The organism is Ectobacillus ponti, from assembly GCF_024294785.1.
In the GTDB taxonomy this organism is placed as follows: Bacteria; Bacillota; Bacilli; order Bacillales; family Bacillaceae_G; genus Ectobacillus; species Ectobacillus ponti.
In genome coordinates, this window is sequence record NZ_JANCLT010000001.1 from 35,796 (window position 1) to 62,702 (window position 26,907).

At 52.8% G+C, this 26,907-nt stretch carries 35 protein-coding genes, 1 pseudogene and 1 riboswitch; of the genes and pseudogenes, 11 read left to right on the forward strand and 25 right to left on the reverse strand.

The genetic code is table 11. The features are described 5' to 3' along the window. Window positions 1-21: 21 nt before the first annotated feature. The 5 genes from NK662_RS00215 to spoIIM form a co-directional block, all read right to left on the reverse strand. On the reverse strand, window positions 22-747 hold the full coding sequence (locus tag NK662_RS00215) for a FixH family protein (RefSeq protein WP_254756164.1): 726 nt from the start codon (window positions 745-747) through the stop codon (window positions 22-24). 289 nt (window positions 748-1,036) lie between these two features. Then, window positions 1,037-1,927, reverse strand: a complete 891-nt coding sequence (xerD, locus tag NK662_RS00220) for a site-specific tyrosine recombinase XerD (RefSeq protein ID WP_254756166.1) — start codon at window positions 1,925-1,927, stop codon at window positions 1,037-1,039. 6 nt (window positions 1,928-1,933) lie between these two features. Continuing rightward, on the reverse strand, window positions 1,934-2,164 hold the full coding sequence (locus tag NK662_RS00225) for a YqzK family protein (protein ID WP_254756168.1): 231 nt from the start codon (window positions 2,162-2,164) through the stop codon (window positions 1,934-1,936). A gap of 110 nt (window positions 2,165-2,274) precedes the next feature. Next, complete coding sequence (fur, locus tag NK662_RS00230) at window positions 2,275-2,736, reverse strand: ferric iron uptake transcriptional regulator (RefSeq protein ID WP_254756170.1); 462 nt, start codon at window positions 2,734-2,736, stop codon at window positions 2,275-2,277. A 105-nt stretch (window positions 2,737-2,841) separates the two neighbouring features. Then, the gene (spoIIM, locus tag NK662_RS00235; RefSeq protein WP_254756172.1) at window positions 2,842-3,489 is read right to left on the reverse strand and encodes a stage II sporulation protein M; all 648 of its coding nucleotides are present in this window, start codon (window positions 3,487-3,489) and stop codon (window positions 2,842-2,844) included. A gap of 460 nt (window positions 3,490-3,949) precedes the next feature. Here spoIIM and NK662_RS00240 point away from each other — a divergent pair, with 460 nt between their 5' ends. Continuing rightward, window positions 3,950-4,519, forward strand: a complete 570-nt coding sequence (locus NK662_RS00240; protein ID WP_254756174.1) for a GNAT family N-acetyltransferase — start codon at window positions 3,950-3,952, stop codon at window positions 4,517-4,519. Window positions 4,520-4,526: 7 nt separating this feature from the next. Here the strand turns inward: NK662_RS00240 and NK662_RS00245 are convergent, their stop codons facing one another. After that, entirely contained in the window at window positions 4,527-5,069 is a 543-nt protein-coding gene (locus tag NK662_RS00245; RefSeq protein ID WP_254756176.1) for an NUDIX hydrolase, read from the reverse strand. A gap of 76 nt (window positions 5,070-5,145) precedes the next feature. On the opposite strand from NK662_RS00245, the gene mciZ reads away from it, so the two are divergent. Then, the gene (mciZ, locus tag NK662_RS00250) at window positions 5,146-5,280 is read left to right on the forward strand and encodes a Z-ring formation inhibitor MciZ (protein ID WP_254756178.1); all 135 of its coding nucleotides are present in this window, start codon (window positions 5,146-5,148) and stop codon (window positions 5,278-5,280) included. Window positions 5,281-5,336: 56 nt separating this feature from the next. Beyond that, window positions 5,337-6,245: an aldo/keto reductase gene (locus NK662_RS00255; protein WP_254756180.1), complete on the forward strand. Its 909-nt coding sequence runs from the start codon at window positions 5,337-5,339 to the stop codon at window positions 6,243-6,245. 119 nt (window positions 6,246-6,364) lie between these two features. On the opposite strand, the gene NK662_RS00260 is transcribed toward NK662_RS00255, so the two are convergent. From NK662_RS00260 to NK662_RS00270, 3 genes are all read right to left on the reverse strand, one after another. Next, entirely contained in the window at window positions 6,365-7,198 is an 834-nt protein-coding gene (locus NK662_RS00260; RefSeq protein WP_254756182.1) for an aldo/keto reductase, read from the reverse strand. A 60-nt stretch (window positions 7,199-7,258) separates the two neighbouring features. Further along, window positions 7,259-8,083: an aldo/keto reductase gene (locus NK662_RS00265; protein ID WP_254756184.1), complete on the reverse strand. Its 825-nt coding sequence runs from the start codon at window positions 8,081-8,083 to the stop codon at window positions 7,259-7,261. Window positions 8,084-8,176: 93 nt separating this feature from the next. Continuing rightward, a complete protein-coding gene (locus tag NK662_RS00270) occupies window positions 8,177-8,428 on the reverse strand; it encodes a YqkE family protein (protein WP_254756186.1) in 252 nt (83 codons plus the stop codon). A gap of 220 nt (window positions 8,429-8,648) precedes the next feature. On the opposite strand from NK662_RS00270, the gene NK662_RS00275 reads away from it, so the two are divergent. Next, a complete protein-coding gene (locus tag NK662_RS00275) occupies window positions 8,649-10,238 on the forward strand; it encodes a bifunctional metallophosphatase/5'-nucleotidase (RefSeq protein ID WP_254756188.1) in 1,590 nt (529 codons plus the stop codon). 37 nt (window positions 10,239-10,275) lie between these two features. On the opposite strand, the gene NK662_RS00280 is transcribed toward NK662_RS00275, so the two are convergent. Next, a complete protein-coding gene (locus NK662_RS00280) occupies window positions 10,276-10,719 on the reverse strand; it encodes a ribbon-helix-helix protein, CopG family (RefSeq protein WP_254756190.1) in 444 nt (147 codons plus the stop codon). 86 nt (window positions 10,720-10,805) lie between these two features. After that, the gene (locus tag NK662_RS00285; protein ID WP_254756191.1) at window positions 10,806-11,717 is read right to left on the reverse strand and encodes a LacI family DNA-binding transcriptional regulator; all 912 of its coding nucleotides are present in this window, start codon (window positions 11,715-11,717) and stop codon (window positions 10,806-10,808) included. 185 nt (window positions 11,718-11,902) lie between these two features. Between NK662_RS00285 and NK662_RS00290 the strand changes: the two genes are divergently transcribed. Further along, window positions 11,903-12,805, forward strand: a complete 903-nt coding sequence (locus tag NK662_RS00290; RefSeq protein ID WP_254756193.1) for an alpha/beta hydrolase — start codon at window positions 11,903-11,905, stop codon at window positions 12,803-12,805. Here NK662_RS00290 and NK662_RS00295 read toward each other — a convergent pair. Continuing rightward, window positions 12,802-13,044 carry a DUF2552 family protein gene (locus NK662_RS00295; protein ID WP_254757382.1) on the reverse strand — a complete coding sequence of 81 codons (243 nt, stop codon included), beginning with the start codon at window positions 13,042-13,044 and terminating at the stop codon, window positions 12,802-12,804. The two genes, NK662_RS00290 and NK662_RS00295, sit on opposite strands and share 4 nt — an antisense overlap. Before the next feature lie 114 nt (window positions 13,045-13,158). On the opposite strand from NK662_RS00295, the gene NK662_RS00300 reads away from it, so the two are divergent. Beyond that, the gene (locus NK662_RS00300) at window positions 13,159-13,374 is read left to right on the forward strand and encodes a CDGSH iron-sulfur domain-containing protein (protein WP_438503563.1); all 216 of its coding nucleotides are present in this window, start codon (window positions 13,159-13,161) and stop codon (window positions 13,372-13,374) included. Between the two features lie 14 nt (window positions 13,375-13,388). On the opposite strand, the gene crcB is transcribed toward NK662_RS00300, so the two are convergent. Beyond that, window positions 13,389-13,745: a fluoride efflux transporter CrcB gene (gene crcB / locus NK662_RS00305; protein WP_254756197.1), complete on the reverse strand. Its 357-nt coding sequence runs from the start codon at window positions 13,743-13,745 to the stop codon at window positions 13,389-13,391. Next, on the reverse strand, window positions 13,742-14,128 hold the full coding sequence (locus tag NK662_RS00310) for a fluoride efflux transporter FluC (RefSeq protein WP_254756199.1): 387 nt from the start codon (window positions 14,126-14,128) through the stop codon (window positions 13,742-13,744). The genes crcB and NK662_RS00310 overlap by 4 nt, the downstream gene beginning before the upstream one ends. 98 nt (window positions 14,129-14,226) lie before the next feature. Next, window positions 14,227-14,367, forward strand: a riboswitch (FMN riboswitch). Between the two features lie 174 nt (window positions 14,368-14,541). Between NK662_RS00310 and ribE the strand changes: the two genes are divergently transcribed. The 3 genes and pseudogenes from ribE to ribH all read left to right on the forward strand — a co-directional run bounded on the left by ribE (window position 14,542) and on the right by ribH (window position 16,340). Beyond that, entirely contained in the window at window positions 14,542-15,186 is a 645-nt protein-coding gene (gene ribE / locus NK662_RS00315; RefSeq protein ID WP_254756201.1) for a riboflavin synthase, read from the forward strand. Between the two features lie 12 nt (window positions 15,187-15,198). Continuing rightward, window positions 15,199-15,822, forward strand: a pseudogene (gene ribB / locus NK662_RS00320) (3,4-dihydroxy-2-butanone-4-phosphate synthase); the annotation flags it as partial. A 47-nt stretch (window positions 15,823-15,869) separates the two neighbouring features. Further along, window positions 15,870-16,340 carry a 6,7-dimethyl-8-ribityllumazine synthase gene (gene ribH / locus NK662_RS00325; RefSeq protein WP_254756203.1) on the forward strand — a complete coding sequence of 157 codons (471 nt, stop codon included), beginning with the start codon at window positions 15,870-15,872 and terminating at the stop codon, window positions 16,338-16,340. Between the two features lie 55 nt (window positions 16,341-16,395). Here ribH and NK662_RS00330 read toward each other — a convergent pair whose 3' ends face one another. The 5 genes from NK662_RS00330 to NK662_RS00350 all read right to left on the reverse strand — a co-directional run bounded on the left by NK662_RS00330 (window position 16,396) and on the right by NK662_RS00350 (window position 19,707). Further along, complete coding sequence (locus NK662_RS00330; protein WP_254756205.1) at window positions 16,396-16,779, reverse strand: hypothetical protein; 384 nt, start codon at window positions 16,777-16,779, stop codon at window positions 16,396-16,398. A gap of 112 nt (window positions 16,780-16,891) precedes the next feature. Beyond that, complete coding sequence (locus NK662_RS00335; protein WP_254756207.1) at window positions 16,892-17,593, reverse strand: DUF554 domain-containing protein; 702 nt, start codon at window positions 17,591-17,593, stop codon at window positions 16,892-16,894. A 132-nt stretch (window positions 17,594-17,725) separates the two neighbouring features. Further along, a complete protein-coding gene (locus NK662_RS00340; RefSeq protein WP_254756209.1) occupies window positions 17,726-18,886 on the reverse strand; it encodes a GerAB/ArcD/ProY family transporter in 1,161 nt (386 codons plus the stop codon). A gap of 82 nt (window positions 18,887-18,968) precedes the next feature. Further along, window positions 18,969-19,541 carry a class D sortase, LPxTATN-specific gene (gene srtD, locus NK662_RS00345; protein WP_254756211.1) on the reverse strand — a complete coding sequence of 191 codons (573 nt, stop codon included), beginning with the start codon at window positions 19,539-19,541 and terminating at the stop codon, window positions 18,969-18,971. A gap of 22 nt (window positions 19,542-19,563) precedes the next feature. Next, window positions 19,564-19,707 carry a hypothetical protein gene (locus NK662_RS00350; protein ID WP_254756213.1) on the reverse strand — a complete coding sequence of 48 codons (144 nt, stop codon included), beginning with the start codon at window positions 19,705-19,707 and terminating at the stop codon, window positions 19,564-19,566. 67 nt (window positions 19,708-19,774) lie between these two features. Between NK662_RS00350 and NK662_RS00355 the strand changes: the two genes are divergently transcribed. Both NK662_RS00355 and NK662_RS00360 read left to right on the forward strand, forming a co-directional pair. Further along, the gene (locus NK662_RS00355) at window positions 19,775-20,551 is read left to right on the forward strand and encodes a GDSL-type esterase/lipase family protein (protein ID WP_254756215.1); all 777 of its coding nucleotides are present in this window, start codon (window positions 19,775-19,777) and stop codon (window positions 20,549-20,551) included. A 75-nt stretch (window positions 20,552-20,626) separates the two neighbouring features. After that, window positions 20,627-21,769 (forward strand): CapA family protein, encoded by a 1,143-nt coding sequence (locus tag NK662_RS00360; RefSeq protein ID WP_254756217.1) that lies wholly within the window; start codon window positions 20,627-20,629, stop codon window positions 21,767-21,769. Between the two features lie 52 nt (window positions 21,770-21,821). Here NK662_RS00360 and NK662_RS00365 read toward each other — a convergent pair whose 3' ends face one another. The 6 genes from NK662_RS00365 to argJ all read right to left on the reverse strand — a co-directional run bounded on the left by NK662_RS00365 (window position 21,822) and on the right by argJ (window position 26,903). Next, a complete protein-coding gene (locus NK662_RS00365) occupies window positions 21,822-21,989 on the reverse strand; it encodes a hypothetical protein (RefSeq protein WP_254756219.1) in 168 nt (55 codons plus the stop codon). Between the two features lie 88 nt (window positions 21,990-22,077). Then, window positions 22,078-22,632: a DUF2062 domain-containing protein gene (locus tag NK662_RS00370; protein ID WP_254756221.1), complete on the reverse strand. Its 555-nt coding sequence runs from the start codon at window positions 22,630-22,632 to the stop codon at window positions 22,078-22,080. Window positions 22,633-22,769: 137 nt separating this feature from the next. Then, window positions 22,770-23,738 (reverse strand): ornithine carbamoyltransferase, encoded by a 969-nt coding sequence (gene argF, locus NK662_RS00375; protein WP_254756223.1) that lies wholly within the window; start codon window positions 23,736-23,738, stop codon window positions 22,770-22,772. A gap of 20 nt (window positions 23,739-23,758) precedes the next feature. Continuing rightward, window positions 23,759-24,913 carry an acetylornithine transaminase gene (gene argD, locus NK662_RS00380; protein WP_254756225.1) on the reverse strand — a complete coding sequence of 385 codons (1,155 nt, stop codon included), beginning with the start codon at window positions 24,911-24,913 and terminating at the stop codon, window positions 23,759-23,761. Beyond that, complete coding sequence (gene argB, locus NK662_RS00385; RefSeq protein WP_254756227.1) at window positions 24,910-25,674, reverse strand: acetylglutamate kinase; 765 nt, start codon at window positions 25,672-25,674, stop codon at window positions 24,910-24,912. The genes argD and argB overlap by 4 nt, the downstream gene beginning before the upstream one ends. A gap of 11 nt (window positions 25,675-25,685) precedes the next feature. After that, window positions 25,686-26,903 (reverse strand): bifunctional glutamate N-acetyltransferase/amino-acid acetyltransferase ArgJ, encoded by a 1,218-nt coding sequence (gene argJ / locus NK662_RS00390; RefSeq protein ID WP_254756229.1) that lies wholly within the window; start codon window positions 26,901-26,903, stop codon window positions 25,686-25,688. Window positions 26,904-26,907 lie beyond the last annotated feature (4 nt).

The following is a 26,907-nucleotide window of genomic DNA, read 5'->3' on the forward strand; positions in this document are numbered from 1 at the left end:
AAACCTTCCTCGAGGGAAGGTTTATTTTACTGCCAAAGCTTGTTCCACATGCTCATGCAGGGTGGTGTTTTCCACATGTGTCTTCACCTGATAGCTGCCGGCTTCCGGGAACGTGTATTGCGCCTTGTATTGTCCATTTCCGGCATCCACAGCCGCAATGTACTCGTGCTTGCTGCTGCCCTTCCAAATCTCAAACTGCACCTTGGCGCCCGCCAGCGGCTTTTCCTCATATCGGACATCTGCCAGCAGATCTGTTTTTTTCTTGGCTTGCGGCTCTCCCGCATGAAGAGTGATGGCAGCCTTCCCATGCTCATGGGCGCTGTCATTATGCTGTCCGCCTGCCGCCGCTGCCTGCCCTGTACCCACTGTCACCTTTACCTCGGGCATCGTGTGCATATCACGGGCATTCGTATGGGCGATAATATGATAGACTCCATCTTCCGAGAAGGTTTCATCGGCTGCATACACGCTCCCATCCTTATGCTTGGCCGTCAGCATATCATGCTTCTCGCTGCCTTCCTTCCAAATTTCAAACTTCACACTCTCGGCATCCTCGACCGCCTTGCCGTCCTGCGTCACGAGGGCCTGCACTTCCACCTTCTTATTGGCTTCCAGCTTTTCCGGTGCTGTCTTCACCTCTACCTTAACTTCCTTCATCACGCTATTGCCAGTATTGTTATGCTCCTTACTGCTGCAGCCTGCCAATATCAGCACCAGCATTCCGGGCAGAATCATCCATTTTCTCATCCGTAACGCCTCCCTTTGTATTCTAGTATAGTAGATGGGGCATACCCCGTCCATGGATGGCCCGGAAAAGAATCTGCAAACAGTTTGTGAGATTTCTGTGAAGAAAAGCGGAACCGGCTCATTCAGCCCACCGAAGGAAGGTTCCTGACCCTAAAAGGCGCTTTTTGCCTTTTTGGGGGCTGGATTCTCCCTGGCAGTGGGCTAGCCGGTGCAGCTGGACATCAAGAAAAGCGGAACCGGCTCGTCCAGCCCACCGAAGGGAGATTCTGACCACAAAAAAAGAGCGCTGCTACGCTCTCGGGTGAAACTGCTTATATACATCCTTCAGCCTTGTCCGGGACACATGCGTGTAGATTTGCGTGGTGGAAATATCTGCATGCCCCAGCATTTCCTGCACCGCCCGAAGATCCGCCCCGTTCTCAAGCAGATGCGTCGCAAAGGAATGCCTGAGCGTATGCGGCGTCAGCTCCTTCTCAATGCGCGCATCGCCGGCCAAGCGCTTCAGAATCTTCCAAAATCCTTGCCGGGACAGGCGCTCGCCATGATGGTTCAGAAACAGTGCGTTCGTTGTCTTCTTCCCAGCCAGTTCACTGCGGCCGCGCTCCAAATAAGCCCGGACCGCCTCGGTCGCCAAGCCGCCAAGCGGCACAATGCGCTCCTTGCTTCCCTTTCCGATGCAGCGGACAAACCCCATGGTGAGATTCACATCCCCAAGGTCCAAGCCAATCAGTTCGGAAACCCGCAGTCCGGCTGCATACAGCACCTCCAGCATCGCCTTGTCCCGCATGCCAAAGCCAGTGCCGGCCTTTGGCGCAGCCAATAAGGCTTCCACCTCCGCGACGCTCAGCACCTTCGGCAGCCTGCGCTCTCCCTGCGGCGTCTCAATATGAAGCGTCGGGTCATGGGCTGACAGCCGCTCCCGCAGCAGGAAATGATGAAAGGAACGAATGGACGCCACATGGCGGGCAATGGTTTTCGTTGATTTGCCCGCCTCCTTCAAATAGTATAGAAAGCCCAGCACATGCTGTCTCGTCACATCTGAAAAAGACGCCGCCTGCTCTACCTTCTGTATATACTTCATATAACTTTTCAGGTCACGTTCATAGGAAACAATCGTATTCTGCGAGAGCCCCTTCTCCACCAGCATAAAATGCATAAAGTCCTTCAATTGATCTTCCAATCGCCACTACTCCCCATTTTCATAGAAGAATACAAGCCGGTGCATCCAGTTCTCCTCCTCCGGCTGCACCGGGCCCGATACCTCCTCCACCGTTTCGCCTGACGGCTTATCATACCGGTGATAGCTTTGGTATTCCTCATTTACCCATAGTATAGCGAAATAGAACAAAACCGTACAACCCGTAAACAAAATAAATACCTTTACGACATCAAACATGACTCTTGCCGCTTGTCGCATACTCGTCCTCCGTTGTCCATGATTTTGGCGGGACAGCCTCTGTTACAAGATATGCCAAGCTTTACAGGCTTTATACATAACAAAAAAACCTTTTCCGCTTTTGGAAAAGGTTATTGCTCTTTTGTTTGTTCTTCCTTCTCAAGACAGTTCCGGCATGTTCCATAAAAGGACAAACGGTGATCCTTCACCCGGAATCTCCAGTTTTGCTCGACCTTCCGTTCTACCTCGCCAAGCAGATCCTCTTGAATTTCCTCCACGTCGCCGCATTCCGTGCAAATGAGGTGATGGTGGAACCGGGATGCCCCTTCCTGCCGCAGGTCGTAGCGTGAAACTCCGTCACCGAAGTTAATTTTATCAACTATCTTTAACTCCGTTAATAATTCCAGCGTGCGATACACTGTTGCAAGTCCGATCTCTGGCGATTTTTCTTTTACTAGGAGGTACACGTCTTCCGCACTCAGATGATCTTCTTCATTTTCCAGCAGCACGCGGACCGTCGCCTCACGCTGCGGCGTCAGCTTATAGCTGGCGGCATGCAATTGCTTCTTAATACGTTCAAGTCTATCTTCCATTCGGCTATTTCCCTCCCTCGCCACTCTTCTACCATTATATCAAAAGAAGGGAGTGTGTCAAAAGGAAATAATAAAAGTCAGCTAAAAATTGCTTTTATATAATAATTATTTTTGTTTAATAACTTCAATTACATTTTTCATCAGCGCTGGCGACATGTAAGCTTCCACCCCAGAGGCAAGCGCGGCGGCCAGTCCGACTATACAAAAGCAAATGGTATAGCGTGCAAACAACGGAAGCAGCGGTTCATGCAGCCGGCGGATGAATTGATGCCGGATCATGCGCAGCGAAAAGCTGACGGCAATCGTCGTCATGACAATAACAGCCGGAATCATAATCAAGTTTTGCGGCAGGACGGATACAAATGCGAGCAGGAAGCCGTTCCAGCCAAGCTGATGCACCAAGAAACCAACCGTAAAGCCGACCATGACCCCTTTGGCAAACAACAGAATGAAAATAATCGGCAGCCCAATGATGGAGATGCCAAGAATCCATAGAAACCCAATATATTTCAAATGGGAGAAGTAGCTTTGCCGGAACATCTCCCCCCCATCTGCAAACTTCCCCTCCGACACTTGTCCAAAAAAACGGTTTAAGTAGAAATATAAGTCTTGCTTCTGGCTATCCTGCAAGCTATTGACAAGCACTGCGCCAAAGATGACTCCCATCAGCAGCAGTACAGACACGAACAAATAGAGTGACATATTTTCCTGTATATGCTGAGCCGCGCGATCCCGCCAGGACATTTTCCTCATACTCCGCTCTCCTTCCTTTCCCTCTACTAGATTCTATGAAAGAGATAAGAGAGTATGCCACGAAAAGCGAAAGCAGCCCGTTTAGCCATCCGAAGGGAGGTTTTGACACCTAAAAGGCGCTTTTGCCTTTTATGGTGTCAAAACCTCCCTGGCAGATGGCTGGCTGCTGCAGCTGGACATCAAGAAAAGCGAAAGCAGCCCGTTTAGCCATCCGAAGGGAGGTTCTGACACCTAAAAGGCGCTTTTTGCCTTTTATGGTGTCAGAACCTCCCTGGCAGTGGGCTAGCCGGTGCAGCTGGACACCAAGAAAAGCGAAACCGGCTCGTTCCGCCCGCACAAGCAAGGAAAATCTCCGCCTAAATACATTGAAAAAAGGACTTTACCTTTGATACACTTGAAGAAAAGCAGGATCGGGCGCCCGGTGTCCAGACGAATATACTGCTGCATAAGGGGGTACATAATGAGTATTTTGCTGCTTGATTTCCCAGCCATGTTCCAAACAGAGAGATTGCAAGTACGCAAGCCGTTTCCCGGCGATGGGGCGGAACTGTATGAGGCTGTGCGCGAGTCCGTCAGCCATCTGCGTCCTTGGCTTCCCATTCCGGAACAGATCAGCTCTGAAGAACAGGCCGAACAGCTCGTGCGGGAGGAGCATGCGCGTTTTTTGCTGCGGGAGCAGCTCTCCTTTCACATCTATGAAAAGGACAGCGGCCAATTGCTTGGGGCGATTTCCCTTATCCCGACAAACTGGGATATCCCAAAGTTTGAACTGCGTTTTTGGACACACAGCCGTTATACAAGAAAAGGATATATGGAGGAAGCGGTGCGCGGGGCCGTCCAGTTCGCCTTCTTCAAGCTCAGAGCCAAGCGGTTGGAGATCCGCTGTGATTCTCTGAACGAAGCGGCCTGCAGCCTGGCGGCCAAGCTGGGCTTTGCCCTGGAAGGCGTGCTGCGCAACGACCGGCTGGCTCCTGATACAAACGAGCTGCGCCATACAAGTGTATATGCCAAAACAGACGAAAACCGATAAGCTGCGCTTATCGGTTTTTCAGCTGCAGATGCTGAATGGCCAAAAGTGTCTTCGCATCGTGGATGCGCTGTGCCTGAACCAGCTCCTGCGCCTCCTCAAGCGTTACCTCCAGCAGCTCCACGAACTCATCCTCATCCAAATCGGCCTTCTGCTCCAGCTTCCGCAGTCCGACAGCCTCATACAAGTACACAAGCTCATCAGCAAAGCCCGGTGATGTATAGAAGGAGGCGATCAGCTTCATCTCGTCGCACCCGTATCCTGTTTCCTCTTCCAGTTCACGCACAGCTGTTGCCTCGGGTGCTTCGCCCGGCTCCAGCTTGCCGGCCGGAATTTCCACCAGAAGCTTCTCCATTGCCTTGCGGTATTGCTCCACAAGAATCAGCTTCCCTTCCTCTGTCACCGCAATGACCGCAACCGCACCCGGATGCTTGACCAGTTCCCGCTTGCTTACCGCGCCGTTCGGCAGCAGCACCTCATCCACACGCACCTGAATGACGCGGCCATTCAGCACCGGCTGTGTCGAAAGTGTTTTTTCTTCAAATTTGCTCATGCCCATTCAACTCCTCGTTCTATTTGCGCAGCCTGTCACATACATTCTACCACAATCTGCTAAGGAGGAGCGCGGGATGAAAATATATGTCTTTCCGAATCGCATTGTCATGGCGGGAAAAGCATGGGAGATTCGAAACAAGCTGAGAGAATACAGCAAAGCCTACAAGACTGTGGCAGAATGGATGGAAGCGGCCTCGGCCTCCAAGTAAAGCATTTGTCTTTCTTCTCCCTCACCCCTTACAATATGGGAAAAGGAGGCGTTTTTATGAAGAAACGACAACTGGGAACATCTGACCTGTACGTCAGTGAGGTCGGGCTCGGCTGCATGTCGCTGGGCACGGACGAGCAGCATGCGGTGTCCCTCATCCACGCTGCTTTGGAACAGGGCATCAACTATTTGGACACTGCTGACTTGTATGATTACGGCATGAATGAGGCATTCGTGGGCAAAGCCCTAAAGGGGCGGCGCGATCAGGCGATATTGGCGACAAAGGTCGGCAACCGCTGGACAGAAGCGAAGGACAGCTGGTATTGGGACCCATCAAAGGCTTATATCAAAGAGGAAGTGAAGGAAAGCCTGCGCCGGCTTGGCACAGACTATATCGATCTCTATCAGCTGCACGGGGGCACGATGGAAGACAATATGGATGAGGCGATTGAGGCGTTTGAAGAGCTGAAGAAGGAAGGAATCATCCGCCATTACGGCATTTCCTCCATCCGGCCAAATGTCATTCGCGAGTATGCCAAGCGCTCCGGCATTGTCAGCGTGATGATGGAATACAGCATTTTAAATCGGCGGCCCGAAGAATGGTTTCCGCTTTTGCAGGAGCACGGCATCAGCGTTATCGCACGCGGACCGCTGGCCAAGGGGCTGCTGACAGACCGCTATGAGCAAAAGCTTTCCGGCGGCAAAGGCTATTTGTCCTACAGCCACGAGGAGCTGGCGCAGGTGCTGCCGCATATCCGGGAAACTGCTCCCGGCAGGCCGCTTGGCGAGACCGCCATTCAATATTGTCTCCACAGCCAGACAGTCGCGGCTGTCATTCCTGGAGCAAGCTCACTGGAGCAGCTGCTGCAAAATGCCGCAGCAGGCAAAGCTGAGCCGCTTGCACAAGAGGAGTACGCGGCGATTCAGGCAGGAACAAGGGCAGACAAATATGAATTGCACCGCTGAATGGGACAAGGGGCCGGCCAGCCCCTTGCTTTCTGTCTTCGGCATGGAAGGTTGGATCCGACACTTTCTTCGTTGTATCTGCAGCAGTTCCGCGCTTATATAAAATTAGGCTGATTTGCTCACATTGTATCGTACTTCTCCGGGTTTGTGCCCACGCGCCTGCCGCAATCGAGCGCATCAATACGAGCCATGTCCCCAGCCGACAGCTCAAAGTCAAAAATACGGCTGTTTTCCACGATACGCGCCGGTGTCACAGACTTGGGAATGGTCACAATGCCGCTTTGCAAATCCCAGCGCAGCACGACCTGCGCCGGCGTTTTCCCATGCTTCCCGGCAATATCCCGGATGGTTTCGTGCTCAAAAATTTCGCCGCCACGCATCAGCGGGCTCCAGGCCTCCACCTGAATCCCCTGCTTCTTACAATACTCCCGCAGCTCCTGCTGCGCCAGCATCGGATGCAGCTCCACCTGATTCACCATCGGCGGGATTTGGCAGTGGGCCAGCAGTTCCTCGAGATGGTGCTGATGGAAGTTGGAAACGCCAATGGCACGGACATAGCCCTCCTCGCACAGCTTCTCCAGGGCGCGGTATGTTTCTGCATATTTGCCGCGCACCGGCCAGTGGATCAGGTATAGGTCCACATAGTCTGTCCCCAGCTTGCGCCGGCTTTCCTCAAAGGCGCGCAGCGTTTCCTCGTAGCCTTGATCGTCGTTCCACACCTTGGTTGTGAGGAACAACTCCTCCCGGGACATGCCGGACTCCCGAATGGCCTCCCCCACTCCAGCTTCGTTTTCATACACCGCCGCCGTGTCAATGGATACATAGCCTGCCTCAAGAGCAGTGCGCACCGCCCGCTTCACCTCTTCTCCCTCTGCAGCCTTCCATACACCAAGGCCGAACCACGGCATATGAATGCCGTTGCGTAATACAGTCGTTGCCTTTACATCATGCATGCTATCACCTCGCCATTAGCATCAGAAAAACGAAAAGCGCTTATGCAAGCGCTCCCGTTTTTAGAAATTGAAGTTGTCAGGATCTGCGCCGACGCGGCGGTTCTCATTCAAGGCATCGATTTGCGCCATCTCTTCGGCAGACAGCTCAAAGTCGAAGATGTTCAAGTTTTCCTGAATGCGGGATGGCGTCACAGACTTTGGAATGGTCACAATGCCGCTTTGAATATCCCAGCGCAGCACAACCTGTGCAGGTGTCTTGCCATGCTTTTCGGCAATCGCACGGAGTGTTTCATTCTCGAAAATGCCGCCGCCCTGCATCAGCGGGCTCCAGGCCTCTACGGCAATGCCGTGCTGCTGGCAGAAGGAGCGGATTTCCGTTTGAGACAGGCGGGGATGCAGTTCAATTTGGTTGACTGCCGGCACCACAGATGTATGGGCCATTAAGTCTTCCAGATGGTGGATATGGAAATTGGATACGCCGATGGCGCGCACGCGTCCGTCCGCATACAGCTTTTCCAATGCACGGTATGTATCAATGTACTTCCCCTTCACCGGCCAGTGCACGAGATACAAGTCCACATAGTCGAGCCCAAGCTTTTCCAGGCTTGTCTCAAATGCCTGCAGCGTTGATTCATAGCCCTGGTCGCTGTTCCATACCTTTGTCGTGATGAACAGCTCTTCACGCGGCACACCGGACTCACGGATGGCTTCGCCGACACCTGATTCGTTTTGGTATACGGCAGCCGTGTCGATAGACCGGTATCCGGCAGCCAGCGCCGCCTTCACTGCTGTCTTTACTTCCTCGCCATCCTTTGCCTTCCATACACCAAGACCCACCACCGGCATTTGCAAGCCGTTATTCAGCGTAATTACTGGAGCAGTCATTTTGCTTCCTCCTTCATCATGAAACCAATTTCTTTTTCATTTAACCAAGAATATGGAAGAAAAGTCAAAGGAAATGACTGCTCCCGATGCGGCTTATTTGAATTCGCGCCAGGATAAGCCGCTTTCGTTCAACAGCTCTTCAAAGGATTTATTTTTCTCGCGCTCCCGGGCTTCGCGCTTTTTGCGCTCCAGCTCCTCCTGCTGTTTCTTTTCATCGCGTTCCTGCAGCTCCTTCTGCTTTTGCTTCAGCTGCTTCACCAAGTCCTGGTTCAGCACATCCGCCAGGCTGCTCTTTTCCTTCTCAGCCTTCGGCGCCGGCATGGCCTGCTTCTTTTTCTTTGCCATTGCAAACCCCTCCTTTTTTACCAGCTTTATTATACCATACGCTTTCTGTTTCACCATTTGGAGAAAGCGTTAAGCGAGATAACCTTCTATTATGCTGCAACAATAAAAGAAAAACAATTGTAAATATTTTTAAGAATGCAAAATTATGTAGAATCCTGTCTCCTAATCTATTACAATGAAACCGTAAGAAGGGAACATGATAGAGATAGGGGGAAATGATATGTGGAAAAAGGTGATTCCAGCGGCTGCCCTTGCAGGCGCCCTCACCATGTCATCTGTTTTGGCGGCCAATCCATTTGGGGAACCCGGCGACCGCGGCCATTACGTAGACGTACAACTGCTTGGCATCAATGACTTTCATGGCCAGCTGGATACAGTGACCAAGATTAACGGCCGGGAAGCCGGCGGCGCTGATTATCTGGCTGCTTACCTGCGTGAGCATGAAAAGCAAAACCGCAATACCCTGCTGGTGCATGCCGGTGACGCTGTGGGAGGAAGCCCGCCTGTTTCCGCCCTGCTGCAGGACGAGCCGACAATCAACATTCTGAACACATTGGGCTTTGACGTCGGCACACTGGGCAACCATGAGTTTGATGAGGGTGTAAGTGAACTGAAGCGTTTGATTTACGGAGGCTACCATCCGGCAACAGGAAATTTCAAGGGAGCAGACTTCCCTTATGTAGCTGCCAATGTAGTAGATAAAAAGACTGGCAAGCTCCTTCTCCCTGCCTTCACCATTAAAATGGTGCAGGGCGTTCCAATCGGGTTTATTGGTGTGGTGACAACAGAAACAAAGAGCATTGTCCTTGCATCCGCAATTGAGAACGTGAAGTTTACAGATGAGGTTGCAGCCATTAACAAATACAGCGCAATGCTGAAGCGGATGGGCGTAAAATCCATTGTTGTGCTGGCGCATAACCCAGGGGAAACAAAAGACGGCACAACAACCGGCGATATTGTCCGCCTGGCACAACAGACAGACCCTGAGGTCGATGTCATCTTCGGTGCGCACAACCATAAGCTAATCAGCGATACAATCAATAACAAGCTTGTCGTACAAGCTTACTCCTATGGCGCTGCATTTGCAGATGTGGATCTTCGCATTGACCGAAAAACACGTGACATTATCCAAAAGAAGGCCGAAGTGATTCCAACATACCGCGACGCCATCCAGCCGGATCCGGAAATTAAAGCGATGGTGGACGGCTATAAAGAACGGGTTAAGCCGTTGGTTGAACGGGTGGTCGGGGAATCCGCCACTGCCTTGACACGGACGCAATCTAATGCCGGCGAATCTTCTCTGGGCAACCTGATTGCAGATGCGCAGCGCGCTGCCACGGGCACGCAAATTGCCTTCATGAATCCGGGCGGCATCCGTCTTGATTTGGACGCAGGCCCGATTACTTGGGGCGAACTGTACGGCATTCAGCCATTCAACAATCAGCTGATGAAGTTCACTTTAACAGGAAAAGATATCATCGGGGTGTTGAACCAGCAATGGGCTGACCCAACTAAGGTACGCATGCTGCAAATCTCCGGTCTGAAGTACACATGGGACAACAGCAAGCCTTATGGCCAAAAAATCGTGAGCGCAACGCTTGCGGACGGCACACCGATTACGGAAACTGGTGTATACACAGTAGGCGCGAATGCATTCATCGCCACAGGAGGCGACGGGTTTACCATCTTCAAGAACGGCCAGGGCATGACTGCGGGACCGATCGATTTAGATGCCCTTGTCGAGTATGTACAAAAGGCAAATGGCCCGATCAACGTCCAAGTGGAAGGGCGCATGACAAGGCTGAACTAACAATAAACAAGCCAGGACATGCCGTCTTGGCTTGTTTTTATTCCCGCTGCAGCCACTCGCGCAGCGCCTGCTCGACAATGCGGGATTTCTGCAGGCCCTGCCGCTTCGCTGCCAAATCCAGACGGATCAACAGGTCCTCCGGCAAAGAAAAGGACCGCCGTTTCTTGCTGCCCTCCTCCTGCTGCTCCTTAGCTGCAGACGGCCTTGCTTCAAGCAGCATCCGAATGGCACGCAGCTCCTCGTACATGAGCTCCTCATAGTTCACAGCTGCCGGGCGCGGCTTCACCTCCTCCAAAATGCTGCGCTCCCGCGGCTCTTCCCCTTCCCCGACAAACACCTGCCGCTTCTTCTCCTTGTCATATTCATACCCAAGCATCCGGAGCCTTTTGGACAAAACGTATGGAGCCAGCCCAACCTTCTTTGCCAGCAACGACAAGGACTCATGCTTGTTCAGGCGGTCAATAATCTCTCCGACCTTCATGGCCTCCCCTCCTGCTTTATGTGTAAGCGGCAGCCCGCTCATGTTGTCTGTCCCCATACAAAAAAACACCCCGCAGCTGCGGGGTGTCAGGAATGCGTCAGCTGCGGAGGCAGAGAGCTTGTATAAGAAGGTGCCTGCCCTGTTGTCAGGCGCTTGAGCAGCATCCGGGCGGCAGCCTCTCCCTTTTGCCTGCCGGAAGCAGCACTGGACGGGCAATCAGCGCTCTGGTGAAGCGCAATCACATGGAGCTGCTCCGGCACCGCCAGTCCCCTCCCCCGAGCGGCGCGCAGCACACCCGCAGTTGCCCCTTCATTGCAGGCTACAACACTGTCAATATAAGGCGCGGCAGCCAGGAGAGCCGCAGTCACTTGCTCCGATTGTCCAGCCCCGGCAGGCACAAGACGATAAGAGAGGCCATTTGCCTCTGCCGTATTGCAAACACCGGATACACGCTCTTCCAGTGCTGTGCTGTTTTCCTCTTCATATACACAGGCCAGAAATTTGGCCTGCCGGGACAGCAGCCACTCTACAGCCTGCCGGGCGCTTCCGTATTCATCGCTCTGCACAGCATGCCCCGAATCTCCGTCAATCACAACATACGGAGCCTCCGCCAGCCTGTTTCCAGCCAGCCTGAAGGCGCTCCGGCTTAAAATGTAGCCGGCTGTATGATTTTGCAGCAGGGTATCCAGATAGCTGATGTCGTGGGTGATGTTACATACAATTGTCTGGTAGCCCTCCCGGCAGGCTGCTTGTTCCACAGCCGTCAGAATCGGCAAGAAGGATGGTTCCTGAAAATCAGTGACAAGGAGTGCGATCATGGTGGAGGATTTCTTGAAAAGGGATTTTGCTACAGCGTTCGGTTTATAGTGCAGCTGTTCGATGGCTTGCTCCACTTGCTTGACGGTGTCCTCATGGACATAGCCTTTTTTATTCAATACACGGGATACGGTTGCAACGGATACACCGGCCAGCTTTGCGACATCGCGGATGGTCGCCATTGGCTTCACCTCCATGGAATGGTTTACATATTTACCGTAAGAGAAACGACAGAATGCGTCAAGGGGACTTTTCTGTTTTCTCTGAAAAAGGCGGCAAAATTTTACCGTCATTACGGCCATCTCCCTTTTTCCTGCTGCATACAGCTGTGCTACAATGGAAGCAGCGACCAGATGGAGGGGTAAGGATGCGCACGCTATGGAAAGCACTCGGAGCGGCAGTTCTGCTGCTGCTTGGAATCGGTTATTTCTTTACCAACAAGATGATGTACATAAAAAAGAAGACGGACGAAGAAATTTTGGCAAGAGAAGCAGGCGTGCACTTTGACCCAAAGGAGCTGGATGCACAGCCAAAAGAGGAGGCATGGATTTCTTCCCCGTTCGGATATGACATCCACGGCTGGTACATGCCGGGTCCGCGGCCGGACCGCATCATGGTATTCTGCCACGGTGTAACGGTGAACAAGTGGAATTCTGTCAAGTACAGCCGCCTGTTCCTGCAACGGGGCTTCAGCGTGTTTCTGTATGACCACCGCCGGCATGGGCAGTCAGGCGGTTCCACCACCAGCTACGGGTACTACGAAAAGTATGACCTGCAGGCCGTCATGCACTGGCTCCGCCAACGCTTTGGCGAAGAAAGCGTGATCGGCATTCACGGGGAATCCATGGGAGCGGCGACTCTGCTGCAGTATGCCGGGGAAGTGGAGGATGGAGCAGACTTTTACATCGCGGATTGCCCGTTCTCAGACTTCTACGAGCAGCTGTCGCACAGGCTGCAGGTGGAGTTTAAGCTGCCGGAGAAGCCGCTGCTGCCGCTGGCCAACCTGATTTTAAAGCTGCGGGACGGCTATAAGGTGCAGGACGTTTCGCCCATCCGCTGTGTCCGCCATATTCAAAAGCCCGTTTTGTTTATCCACAGCCAGGAGGATGATTATATCTCCTGCCGGATGACAGAAGAGCTGTATGAGCAGAAGAAGGGCCCGAAGATGCTGTTTTTGCCGGAAAAGGGCGGCCATGCCTTGTCTTATGCCGAGAATAAAGAAGCATATGAGGAAGCGGTGGACCGCTTCCTGCAGCAATATGTGCTTTAGGCAAGAATGTCCGTAATATCCGCCATGTGCTCGGACAGCCATTGCACCGCAGCTTCGAGGCTGGCAAATCCCTGCATTTCAAAGGTCATTTCATCCTGCAGCAGCCACTCCGGCTGTTCTTCTTCTCCCATTCCGGCAACGGATTGATGAAGAAGGCTGTATGGATGATTGTCGTATAGGAAGGAAACCCATTTTCTGTCCTTGGCAATATTGCGGATCGTGTTCAGTTTTTTGGTCATCATCATCACCTTGTCTTCTATTTCGTTTTCGTCTTTCATAATATGATTCCAAAGCGAACGGTCTAATCTCCATCGTTCTGGAACAAACAGATGCAATTCAAAGGAGGAAGCTGTATGGCAAAAGTACAAATTAAAGTCAATGATAATGGATCCCTGCGCGTTACAGGAGAAGTGGAATTGGTTGACGGGGCCGGCAACCCGTTTCCTGTCAAACCATCCTTTTCGCTCTGCCGCTGCGGCCGTTCCACAAACATGCCGTTTTGCAACGGAGCCCATAAAGGCGTGTTTCAATCCGTTGTCCGCGCGCCTGAGCCCGAAACAAAGGAATAAAGGAACAGGCGCCTTCACAAGAGGGCGCCTGTTTCATATCCAAGAAAGGCAAGGGCGATCCCCAGACAGTATGTAACGAGCAAATACAAGCCGAATGACAGCAGCCTTTTCTGCTGCAGCAGCTGAACGGTTTCCAGCTTCATTGTGGAAAATGTTGTGTACGCCCCCATAAAGCCAGTTCCGCACAGCAGCAGCACTTCCTCCCCTGCACGCGCTCCCCACAGCAGCCCGAGCAAAAACGCACCTGTTACATTAATGAACAGGGTGGCAAAGGGAAAGCTCCCACGATACCGCGCTTTCCATACAGAAGAAATCCAGAAACGGACGATTGCGCCGCAAAAGCCACCGGCAGCCACCAACAATGCCGTCATACCCGTTGCCTCCTTGCCGCCAGCACTTCTCCCGTCTGCCAGCCCGCATAAGCGAGCAGCAGGCCGCCTGCGGCACTGCCCAGTCCGTATGCAGCCGCATTCCCCGCCTCCCCGCTCTCCAGCAGGCGCACCATCTCCATGCTGAAAGTCGAAAACGTCGTGAAGGAACCAATAAATCCTGTGCCAATTCCGGCGACAAGCTGCGGAGACAGGCGCCCGCTCCGGAACAGCCAGCTTGTCAGAAATGCCAGCAGAAAGCTGCCGAGCATATTGGCGGAAAAAGTGGCTGCAGGAAATCCTCCCGTCCACGGAAGAAGCAGGCCCAGCCCATATCGGAGCAGCGCCCCCAGAATGCCGGCTGTGCCGACTGCAATAGATTGCATAATCTTTCACCTCAACACTTATGATAACAAATATAAGAAGAATACCAAGAGCATTTGCTTTTACGGGCCGCCGACAGTGTGCTATACTGACAAAAAATAATATCCTTCGGGGTCGGGTGCAAATCCCAACCGGCGGTGATGAAGCAATTCTAAGTCCGTGACCCGCGTTTCCTTTGGAAGCCGGTGGATCTAGTGAGAATCTAGAGCCGACAGTATAGTCTGGATGGGAGAAGGATGTTTGGTTTCAGTACATACGGGATTTGTCTGCGTGTGCAGACTGCAGTCAATTTTTGAAACACAGAGAAATTGACTCTTTTTTCCTATGCCGTTATGCAGCTGAAAGCACCGTCTCCCGCAGCCCCCGGAACGTTTCCGCGGGGCTTTCGTCATGTTAGATTCAGGGAGGTGTGTGTATGTTTACAGGAATTATTGAAGAAACGGGCACCATCATGAGCATGCAGCAGGCCGGACAAGCCATTGCCATGATGATCAAAGCGGAGCGCATCCTATCCGATGTGCAGCTTGGCGACAGCATTGCCGTCAACGGCGTCTGCCTCACTGTGACTTCTTTCACCAAAAGCTCCTTCACAGTGGACGTCATGCCCGAAACCGTAAAAGCAACGTCTCTGCAATCCCTGCAGCGCGGTTCCTCGGTAAATTTGGAACGGGCCATGGGTGCCGGCGGCCGCTTTGGCGGACACTTCGTGACCGGCCATGTGGACGGCATCGGCCGAATTGCGGAAAAGCGCAAACAGGATAACGCGATGTACTACCGGATTGAATTGCCGGAGAATCTGCTGCGGTATTGCATTTATAAAGGCTCTGTCGCCATCGACGGCACCAGCCTGACCATCTTTGGCCTTGATGACACATCAATTACTATTTCCCTGATTCCGCACACAGTCGGCTACTCAATTGTCGGCCATAAGGGAACAGGCGACATTGTTAACATTGAGTGCGACATGATTGGAAAATATATTGAACGCTTCACCCGCCGGGAAGAGCCGCCAAAGCGCCCGCTCACCGAAAGCTTCCTGCGCGACCACGGCTATCTATAAGGAGGGCTCCCTATGTTTCATTCTATTGAAGCAGCACTGGAAGATTTGAAAAATGGCAAGGTGGTCATCGTCTGCGATGATGAGGACCGTGAGAATGAAGGAGACTTTATTGCGTTGGCCGACCGAATCACCCCGGAAGCCATCAACTTCATGGTAACGCACGGACGCGGACTTGTCTGCGTGCCCATCACGGAAACACATGCAAAGCGGCTGCAGCTGCATCCGATGATTGCGGAAAACACAGACGCGCACGGTACGGCATTCACCATCAGCGTGGACCATATCTCCACCACAACAGGCATCAGCGCCTATGAACGGGCGGCGACCGTTTTGGAAATGCTCCGTCCGGAAGCAACAGGCAGCGACTTTAAGCGGCCGGGGCATATGTTCCCGCTCATCGCCAAATCCGGCGGCGTTCTCGAGCGCCCGGGACATACAGAGGCGGCAGTGGACCTCGCGATGCTGTGCGGCGCCTCTCCGGCTGGTGTCATTTGCGAGATTTTAAATGAAGACGGCACAATGGCCCGTGTGCCGGACCTTGTGGAGGTTGCACAGCGCTTTGATTTAAAGATGATTACAATTGCCGATTTGAGCCGCCATCTTCAGGACATACAGAGCAAGCCGGCAGAGCTCACAAATAGCTGAACGACCCAAACTCAAGCACATTAAAGGAGAGAATACACATGATTTTTGAAGGACATTTAGTTGGATCAGGCTTAAAGGTGGCGGTGGTTGTATCCCGCTTCAACGAATTTATTACAAGCAAATTGCTGAGCGGCGCTCTGGATGCGTTTAAGCGCCATGGTGTGGAGGAAGAGCATGTGGATGTTGCGTGGGTGCCAGGTGCATTCGAGCTGCCGCTGGTAGCCCGCAAGCTGGCGGACAGCGGCAAGTACGACGCGGTTGTTACCCTCGGCACAGTGATCCGCGGCGCAACTACCCATTATGATTATGTGTGCAGTGAAGTGGCGAAGGGTGTGGCAGCTGTCTCCATGCAGACGGGCATCCCGGTCATCTTCGGGGTTGTCACAACAGAAAGCATTGAACAGGCAATTGAGCGCTCTGGCACGAAAGCTGGAAACAAAGGCTGGGAAGCTGCTGTGTCCGCTATTGAAATGGCCAACCTGACACGTGTGCTCCCAACACAAAAATAACAGCTGGAACACCGGCCCAAACATAAAAACGCACGAGCTCCGCGCTCCTGCGTTTTTATTTTGCCCTCACATGCGCCTCCAGCTCTTCTGCCAGCTCATGCACATTTTTCCCGTCCACGGCAATGCCCGCCTGCTGGGCGGCCTGCACGAGACGCTGTTCCTTTGCGGTCCGGATTTCATCAATAACCTGTTCCATCCGCTTTCCGTCCCGGGAAATTCCATAGCGCTCGGCAGTTTGTACAATGGTTTCTTCCCGCTTCGCTTCCTTCCAATCATGCAGAGCCCGGCGGATATCCTCCAGTTCTTTCCCTGCTGTCGGAATGCCTGCCTGCTCGGCTTGATTCCGGAAGTGCTGCTCAATTTGCTGGTGAGATACTCCCGCCGCCGCAGGCACTGGCAGCAGCAGGATGGCAGCAGCAATCATAACTGCTTGATACATAGCATCCCTTCCCTTGCGCTAAAAATCCGACATACCCTTCTTACTATGCGCAATCCGGGCTCAGAACATGCACTCGCAAAAGAAAAAGCGGATGACATCCGCTTTTCGTGCTTTACACATGGTGAACAATTACGGTAATGATAATGGTAAATAACAAACTCGGCAGCATATTCGCTACACGAATCGCCGTCACCTTAATCATGTTCAGCCCAATTGCTGTGATCAGGACGCCGCCTGTTGCTGTTAATTCAACGATGATGCTGTTCATCAATTCTTTCGGCACCACATCCTGAATAAATGCGGCTCCGAGGGCAATCAAGCCCTGATAGATAAATACAGGCACAGCCGAGAAGGCCACCCCGATGCCAAGCGCTGATGTAAAGATGATGGCAGAAATTCCATCCAGCATGGATTTTGTATATAAAACCGTATGGTCATGGCGCAGACCGCTGTCCAGCGCTCCGATAATCGCCATGGCCCCGATCACATACACAAGTGTCGCTGTCACGAATCCTCTGGCAATGCCGCCCTTTTCCTTTGCGCCGACACGGCGCTCAATCCAGGCGCCGAGCTCATTCAGCTTCTCCTCCAAATTCCACCATTCCCCAAGTGCCGAGCCGACGGCCAAGCTGCCGATGACAATCAGGAATTCCTGGCTTTTCAGGCCCATTCCGACGCCAAGAATGATGACAGACAAGCCAATTCCCTGCAATACAGTATCCTTTGTCTTATCGGAAACATTGCGGAAAATAAGGCCAAGCAAGCTTCCGGCAATGATCGCAATCCCGTTGACAATTGTACCAAGCAACGCCATATGAAGTCCCCCTCTCCTTGTACTTGTTTCATTCTAGGTGATTTATGCAGAATTTTCAATACGTTTCGACAAACTGAATGCAGCACCCTTTTCCTCTGATTTTGTGTGCACAAAAATAGCGGAGATGCCCGCTCAGCCCTTGAAGGGCATGGACTCTCCGCTATTTTCCGCTATACCCGGCTGCTTCCTCCGCTTCTGCCGCTCTTTCACCTTGCCGACTATCCAGGAAAGGACAAACAGCACGTACGGATAGATAAAGATCATAACAAAAGCGAACCGATTGAATAGGGTTCCGGTATTATAAATCTGCTGGCGCGTTTGAAAGGCAAGCGACGCGAGAAACAGAGCCCCGGCCACGGCCAGCAGCATCTGCCGCTGGGGCACGCCAAACTGCTTTTTCAGCCCTTTCGTCAGGCTCCATATGTACAGGCAAAGGATGGGAAGGATCGCCGCCATGAAAATACAAAGCAGCGCCACCTGCACCTGCTCCAAGAACGGAAACTTGATCACCTTATACAAGCTCATGGTCGGCCAAGCGGATTTTAATAGGTCTCCCCCGCCGAAAAAGCCGATTGAAATCAGAATCACAAATAAAAAAATGGCATTTGTCAGCCCTGCTCCCATTTGCGCATAGCGGCCAGCCTGCTCTTGCGGCTTGATGTACGGGTAATAAAAATAAATCAATTCGAAGCCTGCCAGCGAAAGCGACATTTCATAAGAAGCCCGCAGCACCTGCATCGGCGCCGCCTCGAATGGCGGGAAAAAATGGCGCAAATCCATATACGGAACAATCTGATACAGCACCAGGAGCAGCGGGATCGAAATGATGATGCTGAAAAAGCAGAAGCCGACGATCACACGGATGCCGCTGCTTACTGTATAGACGGTCAAGATGATCAGCAAAGCGCTCACAAACCAATTCGGGATTTCCGGAAATAAGTAAGTAGCCAATATCTCATAGTACGTGGCTGTTACCATCAAGAGCGCATAAAAGCAGTAAATCATCCAAACAAGGTTGAGAGCGCCGCCGGCCCATTTGCCAAACACGGCATGATGGATTTCAAATAAATCCTTTGTCCCGTATCGCCGCAAGGTCCGCAGGATCACAAACAACGTAAGATGAACAAAAAGCGCCGCTGCAATTACGGCAATCCAAGCATCCTGCTTGGCGTATGCATACACAAAACGTTGAAATACAGCCAGGCCGATTCCTGTTTGGGCACTGGCAACAACAAATATAACAAGCATCGCTTGAAACGCGTTTTCCGGCGGAACTGACTTCGTCTGCTTCATCTGCTTACCCCCGCGTCCTGTACTTATTTACCATTTTGTGCATTATACAGGGAAATATGTAAGCAGCCTGATTGCTTCTGGCTTATGAACCTTCCGGATAGGCATAGATGATATAGCGGTCCGGGGCGGAGCCGACATAACGAAACGGATAGCAGGTTGTCAGCACCAGCTCTTCTTTCGGCTTTGTGGACTGGATGACGGTTGTGTCATCCGCCTTCACGATTTTGCTTCGCTGCATCGTATAACGGAAGGTGCCGTATGGCAGTTCGACAATAAAGACGTCTCCTTCCTTCAGTTCCCCAAATCGGCGGAAAACCGTATCGCGGTGGCCGGAGAGAACAATCTGGTCCTTGTCTCCGGGAAACGCCGCTGTAGCAAAATGCCCGACTCCCTTCTTCAGCTCATCCGGGTCTGTCCCCTCCACAATCGGCAGCACTGCATCAATTTTTGGAATGCGGAGCAGCCCGATTTCCTCATTCTTGCGCGGCTGAAACTCCGCCCGGGTCAGCTTACGCTCCTTTGCTTCGGCCAATACAGTGGATGCTTGTGTTACTGCATGCGCTTGCTCCTGCCGCGAATCCCACCATTTCCAGGCATTTGTGCCAATCAGCACTATACCGACAATAATGAGAATAAGAGACAACCATTTTCTCAATTTGCTCACTCCCCTACACGGACTATGTTTCTATTACCATTATACGACAAGAAATGAGCCGCCGCAGCCCTTCATTTTCTTCCGGCAGCGCTTCCCGTTGCCCCATGCCATCCAATGCTTCAGCGCCCGCTTTGCATTCTATACAAATGGATATCCGGCCAATCATCACCAATTCCCTTAGCCTCTGAATATACTAAAATAGAAGTCTGTACCTGTGAAAGGAGTGAAATTCCATGAAAAAGCTCTTGCTTTTATTCCTGCCGGTATTGCTGCTTGCTTGCTCCTTCCTATACTACTACAACTCCAAACCTGCGTTCGACAGCCGCACCGCTGCAGCCGGGAAAGCGAAGCCTGTCCGCTGGGTGGATACACATACAAAACAAACACTGTATCATGTTGTCATCGGTGATTCTCTGGCCAAAGGCTATGGCTCGTCGCAAGGCGGCTATGCGGGCATTGCCTCGAAACAGCTGGAGGCAAAGTTGCAGAAGCAAGTGATTGTTGATAACATTGCCGTAAACGGTTTGACAACAACAGGCTTAATCAGCCTTCTGGAGCGTCCAGATGTGAAGGAAAAGCTCCAAAAGGCGGATATCATCACCATCAGCATCGGAGGGAATAATCTGCTGCGGCTGAACCGTAATTTCGGCATCCTGGAAGGATTGAAGATGCTCGACCAGGAAAAGAAGAAGTTTCAGGCAGACCTGGAGCATATCCTTTTGACAATCCGAGCCGAGAACAAAGATGCGGTCCTCGTATTATCCGAGCTGTACAACCCGCTGCAGCTGGAGGACTCCATTTCCTCCTATGCCAGCTTGTTCCTGGACGGCTGGAACAAAACCATCCGCACTGCCGCGGACACATACAACCCGGCCATTGTGCTGCCTGTGCGCAAACTGATTCCAAATGACGCCAAGGAACTGCTGTATGACGGCGTTCATCCAAATGATGCCGGATACGCGCGCATTGCTGATGCATTTGTACAAAGCCTGTTGTCCTACAAGCTCTAAGGAGCCATGAAGATGCTGTGCATCTTCATGGCTCTATCCATCATTCATTTTATACATACAGAAGGGGTTCCATCTATGAAAACTCGCATTGCACTCATCATCCTTCTCTTCCTGGCGGCTGTCGGGATTGCTTTCCTGCTGCTGCTTCCCAAGCAGGAGACACCCTCTCCCGCAAAAGGGGCCAAGCCCCCCGCACCGCAAGCGCAACCGGAGAAGCCTGCAGGGCACACTGTCCGCCTGACAGCGGTCGGCGATGTACTGATTCACGACAGAGTATACAATGATGCCAAAACAGGCACCTCCTATGATTTCAAACCGATGCTCGCCAGCATGAAGCCATACATTGAGCCGGCAGATGCTGCATTTGTAAACCAAGAATCCGTTGTCGGCGGTGCCGAGCTTGGCCTGTCCACCTATCCTTCCTTCAACAGTCCGGTTGAAATCGCCGATGCACTGAAGGATACCGGGTTTGATGTCATTGGCACAGCCAACAACCATGCGCTGGACCGGGGCGAAAAGGCACTGCGGAACTCCATTGCCTATTGGAACAAGCTCGGCTTGCTTCATACAGGCACATTTGAGTCAGAAGCAGACCGGGAGAACATCCGGACCTTTACGAAAAACGGCATCACCTTCTCCGTATTAGCCTATACCTTTGGCACGAACGGCATCCGCTCGCCGCAGCCCTATTTGGTGAACTATATTGACCGGGAGCGCATGAAGCGGGACGTGGCGAAGGCAAAGCAGCTGTCTGACGCTGTTGTTGTGATGCTGCACTTTGGCACTGAATTTGAAACCATGCCGAATACCGAGCAGCAGAGTCTGGCCCAGTATTTAACCGATTTGGGCGTCACGATTATATTCGGGCATCATCCGCACGTCCTTCAGCCGCCGGCCTTTTTGACCGGAAAGAATGGCCAGCAAACCTTTGTGGCCTACTCGCTCGGCAACTTCCTGGCAGGACAAGAGAATCAGACCACCTGGTTCGGCGGCGTTATGAATATACAGGTGAACAAGGACGCCGCCGGACACGTGACGGTGGCCAATCCTTCCTTCCTGCCGACACTGAACTATTCCAAGCAAGCGCACGGCTATCGCGTGCTTCCGCTGGAAAACGTGACGAAGGAACAGTATCCGGATGCACCGGCACAGTATGCCGCAGTTGTGAAGCATATGCGGACCTTCATTCCAGATTTACAGATTGTTCAAGCCAAGTAAGAAAAACAGACAAGCAAAAACCCCGGCTATAGAAGCGGCCGGGGTTTTCTGTTCAGGAATCATAGTAATTGCCGTAGTAAATGTTGGAGTATGGCCATGTGGTTAAGTACGGCTGCACCTGCTCAATGCGGGGAACAGGCGGTGCAAGCGGCAGCTGGCGGACCGGCATGCTGTACGGCGGAGCAGCCCAGCTTGGCATCATCGGATTATACCAATACATATATCCCTCCTCCTCTCTCCTTTACCATATGCGAGAGCGAGAGGGGTGGCATAAAAAAAACAGAACTCCTGAATAGGAATTCTGTCTGTCAGGCACGCAGGACAGCTGCCTGCGCCCGCCCTTTCCGCTTCTCAAGCCGCCTCTGCCGTTCTTTCTCATACAGATAGTGCACTACAAAATAAGAAATCGTACCAAGCACAGCCCCGATGATTGACATGCCGACCAGCGTGTATAAGCCGCTCTGCAGCACATCCTTAATGACCAGCATCGGATTTCCGGACAGCAGCTCCCAGAAGGAGTGCTCATGCGGTATATGAGGCCTCCCGTGAACACGGAACGGAATCAGCAGCTTGCCGATCGCATGCGCAACGGGAAGAAGTACGACCGGAAGGAACGTCAGCTTGCCAACTACGTTGCCAATCACCGCAGCCGGCAGTGAGCCGCCGGACAAGCGGACCGCGGGATAAAACACCAAGTACACGAGTGAGGCCGTTGACAGCACAATCATTTCCAGTCCAAATCCAATAGCAAACCCGAGCGCCACCTTGCGCGCACCTCCGGAGGAACGAAACAGTTTATAGAAATTCAACTTGAATGCACGCTGGATGCGATGCGCTACGCTGTACTTCTTCCTTTTTTTCACGTATTCATCTCTCCCGTAATCATCTTATATCATTTGTCTCTTTAGCTTTACCAAACCCTTATTATATATGATTATACGGTATAATGTTCAACAAGAGAATATAAATGCCTAATTTCCAACAAAAAAAGACAATCTGTTCAGATTGTCTCTCCTGCCAACAAGCTTGCCAGCAATGCCTTCTGGGCATGCAGGCGGTTTCCGGCCTGCTGGAACACCACGGATTGCGGGCCATCAATAATGGCTGCCGTCACTTCCTCGCCGCGGTGGGCAGGAAGGCAATGCAGGAACTTATAGTCCGGCTGCGCCGCCTGTACAAGCGTATCGTTGACCTGATAAGAAGCAAAGGCAGCCAAGCGCTGCTTTGTCTCTTCCTCCTGCCCCATGCTGGTCCATACATCTGTGTAGATGAAGTCTGCCCCCTGCACCGCAAGCGCCGGGTCTTCCACCACTTCAATCACTGCGCCGGTGCCGGCCGCAATCGCCTGTGCTGTACGCACAACCTCTTCGCTTGGCTGATAGCCTGCCGGACAAGCCGCTGTCACGTGCAGCCCCACCTTCGCGCCGCCGATCAATAAGGAGTGGCATACATTGTTGCCATCGCCGACATAGACAAGCTTCACACCATGGAAGGTTCCTTTTTCCTCATAAACCGTCATCAGATCGGCCAGCGCCTGGCATGGATGATGCCCGTCTGTCAGCCCGTTAATAATTGGAATGGTTGCATGCTTGGCAAGCTCTGCCACCTTTTCATGCTCAAACGTACGAATCATAATGGCATCAATATATTGGGACAGCACCTTCGCTGTATCCTCCACTGTCTCGCCGCGGCCGAGCTGCAGCTCCTTGCCGCTTAAGAACATGCCGTGTCCGCCGAGCTGCAGCATGCCTGCCTCAAAGGAGACACGGGTGCGCGTAGAGCTTTTATCGAAAATCATCCCCAAAACCTTTCCCTCCAGAAGCGGAGGGTTTTGGCCGGACAAATGCAGCTGCTTCAGTTCAACTGCATACTGCACCAAAGCCACAACCTCTTCGGAGCTCAACTCCTCTAGAGATAAAACATCCTTTGTATTTAATTTTACTGGTTTTTTATATGAAACGGCGCTCACCGCATTCTCCCCTCTCTATTTCACTGCGCGACGGCACTTTCCTTCGTCAGCACATGCTTCATAATGGCTGCTGCCTTCTCCAGCTCTTCCTTTGTCACGGTCAGCGGCGGCAGCAGACGGATGACATTCGGACCTGCGTTCAGCACAAGCAGACCGGCCTGACGCAGGGCTGTTACCCACGGGGCAACCTCTTGTGTACACACAACACCGAGCATCAATCCTTTGCCTCGTACCTCTGTTACAAACGGCAGCTGCTCCAGCTCCTTCAGCAGCTCCAGCAGCAGCTCGCCTTTTGCCGCTGTCTCCGCTAAAAACTCCTCTTGGAATACGGTTTGCAGCACAGCTTTCGCCGCTGCCATGGCGGTCATATTGCCGCCAAAGGTGGAACCGTGTACCCCAGGACCGAATGCTGTGGCAAGTGCTTCCTTTCCAATCATCGCCCCGACCGGAATACCGTTGCCAAGCGCTTTTGCTGCTGTAATAATATCGGGCGACACACCATAGTGCTGATACGCAAACGGCTTGCCTGTACGGCCGATCCCGGTCTGCACTTCATCGATCATGAACAGCGCGCCATGCTCGCGGCACAAGGCTTCAATGGCTTTCATGAAATCCGCTTCCGCCGGCAGCACGCCGCCTTCGCCCTGTACGGCCTCCACAAGGACAGCCGCCACTTCGCCGCTCATGGCTTCCTGCAGCGCCGCAACATCGTTGTACGGAAGATATACGAATTCTGACAGAAGCGGACCGAAGCCGCTGTGGATTTTTTCTTGTCCAGTAGCGCTCATGGTCGCAAACGTACGGCCATGGAAGGACTGCCGGAACGTAATGATTTTGTGGCGGCCGGTGAACTTCCGCGCCAGCTTGATGGCAGCTTCATTCGCTTCGGCGCCGCTGTTGCAGAAGAACACACGCTGTCCATCGCTATGCTGCACCAGCAAAGAGGCTGCTTCCTCCTGCAGCGAGTTCTGAAACAGGTTGGATACATGCCATACCTTTTGCAGCTGCTCCTGCACAGCCCGCAGCACCGCCGGATGGCTGTGGCCCAGGTTGCTGACCGCAATACCTGATACAAAGTCCAGGTACTGTTTGCCCTGTGCGTCTGTTACCATCGTCCCCTCGCCGGACACGATCTCCACATCCCAACGGCCATAGTTTGGAAATAAGCTGCTCATACGTTCACTCCCTTTGTTACGGCTGTTCCTTGCATACAGCCATCCTGAATAAATCCCCGCAATCCATCCACAATGACAACCCTCTCGACATCTCCCTGAAGGGAAGCAACGGCTGCCTGCACCTTTGGAATCATTCCGCCCGTAATCACTTCCTGTTCTATAAGACTGTCAAGAAGCGCTTTGTCCGCGGTCTCAATCATTTTGCCATCCTGCAATACGCCCGGAACATCCGTCACAAAGAGCAGCTGCTTGGCGCCAAGCGCGGAAGCCACCGCTCCTGCAGCCGTATCCCCGTTAATGTTGTACAGCTGTCCTGCTTCGTCGATGCCAACCGGTGCAATGACAGGGACAAGGCCTTTTCCAATCAGGCTGTGCAACAGGCCGGCATTCACGCTCACTACTTCTCCTACAAAGCCCAGCTCTTCGTCCAGCTGGCGCGCCAGAAGCAAATCCCCGTCGCATCCGGCCATGCCGAAGGCCGGCATGCCATGCTGCTTCAGCTTTGCTGTCAGCTGCTTATTCACCAGCCCGCAAAGCGACATTTGTACAGCCTCCAGCACCTCAGCCGATGTCACCCGCAAACCATTTTTCTTCTCCACCGGAATGCCGCGAAGCTGCAGCAGTTCATCAATTTCCGGTCCGCCGCCATGCACCACGACAAGCTGATAGTCCTGCTGCAATCCCCGCAGGCTTTGAAAGAAGGCTGTTCCCAGCCGGGCCAAAATACTGCCGCCGCATTTTACCACCAAAATCTCTTTCATCCCGATTCCCCTTATGTGCGGTAGCAAGCGTTGATTTTGACGTAATCGTAGCTTAAGTCGCAGCCCCAGGCCATTCCGCTTGCCGTCCCTACATTTAAATTCACGTGAATCACAATGGTATCTCCCTGCAGATAGCGCGTTGCCTCTTCCTCAGAAAACGGCTGCGGCTCGCTTTGCTTGAGCACGGTAATCGGCCCGATGGCAATATCCACCTTGCGCGGGTCCATCGGCGCCTCGCTGTGCCCCAGCGCGCTGATAATACGGCCCCAGTTCGCATCTTCGCCATGCACCGCTGTCTTTACGAGTGCAGAACCAACCACCTTCTTCGCCGCCATCCGGGCGCTCTCGGCAGAAACCGCACCGTCCACCCGCACTTCAATCAGCTTGGTGGCTCCCTCGCCATCCTTGGCAATCAGCTTCGCCAAATCCCGGCATGTCAGCTGCAGTGCCTGGTAGAACTTCTCCCACTCCGGATGCTCCGGCGTCAGCGCCTCGTTTCCGGCCAATCCGCTCGCCATAACAACCACCATATCATTTGTGGATGTTTCTCCGTCCACGGTGATTTGGTTGAACGTTACATCCGTAATCTTGGACAAGGCCGCCTGCAGCACTGCGCTGTCAATGTTCGCATCTGTTGTCACGAACCCAAGCATTGTCGCCATGTTCGGATGGATCATGCCGGAGCCCTTTGCCGCTCCCGCAATTGTTACTGTCTGGCCGTTGATTGTAGTTTGGTAGCATGCACGCTTCGTGACAAGATCTGTTGTCAGAATCGCTTCGTAGAAGGACTCTCCGTCCTCCTTATCCGGCTCAAGCTGCACGATGCCGGCCCGTACAGCGGACATTGGCAGCAGCTGGCCGATCACGCCTGTAGAAGCCACCGCCACCATGCTTTCTTCAATTCCGAACTGCTCAGCTGTCAGGCGGCGCATTTCGTAAGCGTCCTGTTCTCCCTTTTCCCCCGTGCAGGCATTGGCATTGCCGCTGTTGACCACAATTGCCTGCAGCTTGTGATACGCGGAAATGCTGTCCTTTGTCACCACAATTGGAGCCGCCTGCACCTGATTCAGCGTATACACAGCAGCGCAGCTTGCCGGCACTTCACACAGAATGGCTCCCAAATCCTTGCGCTTTTTGCGGATGCCCGCGTGAATTCCTGTTGCCGTGAAGCCCTTCGGCGTTACAATACTGCCGCTTGCCACGTTTACGCATAATGCTGTATCAATCATTGTT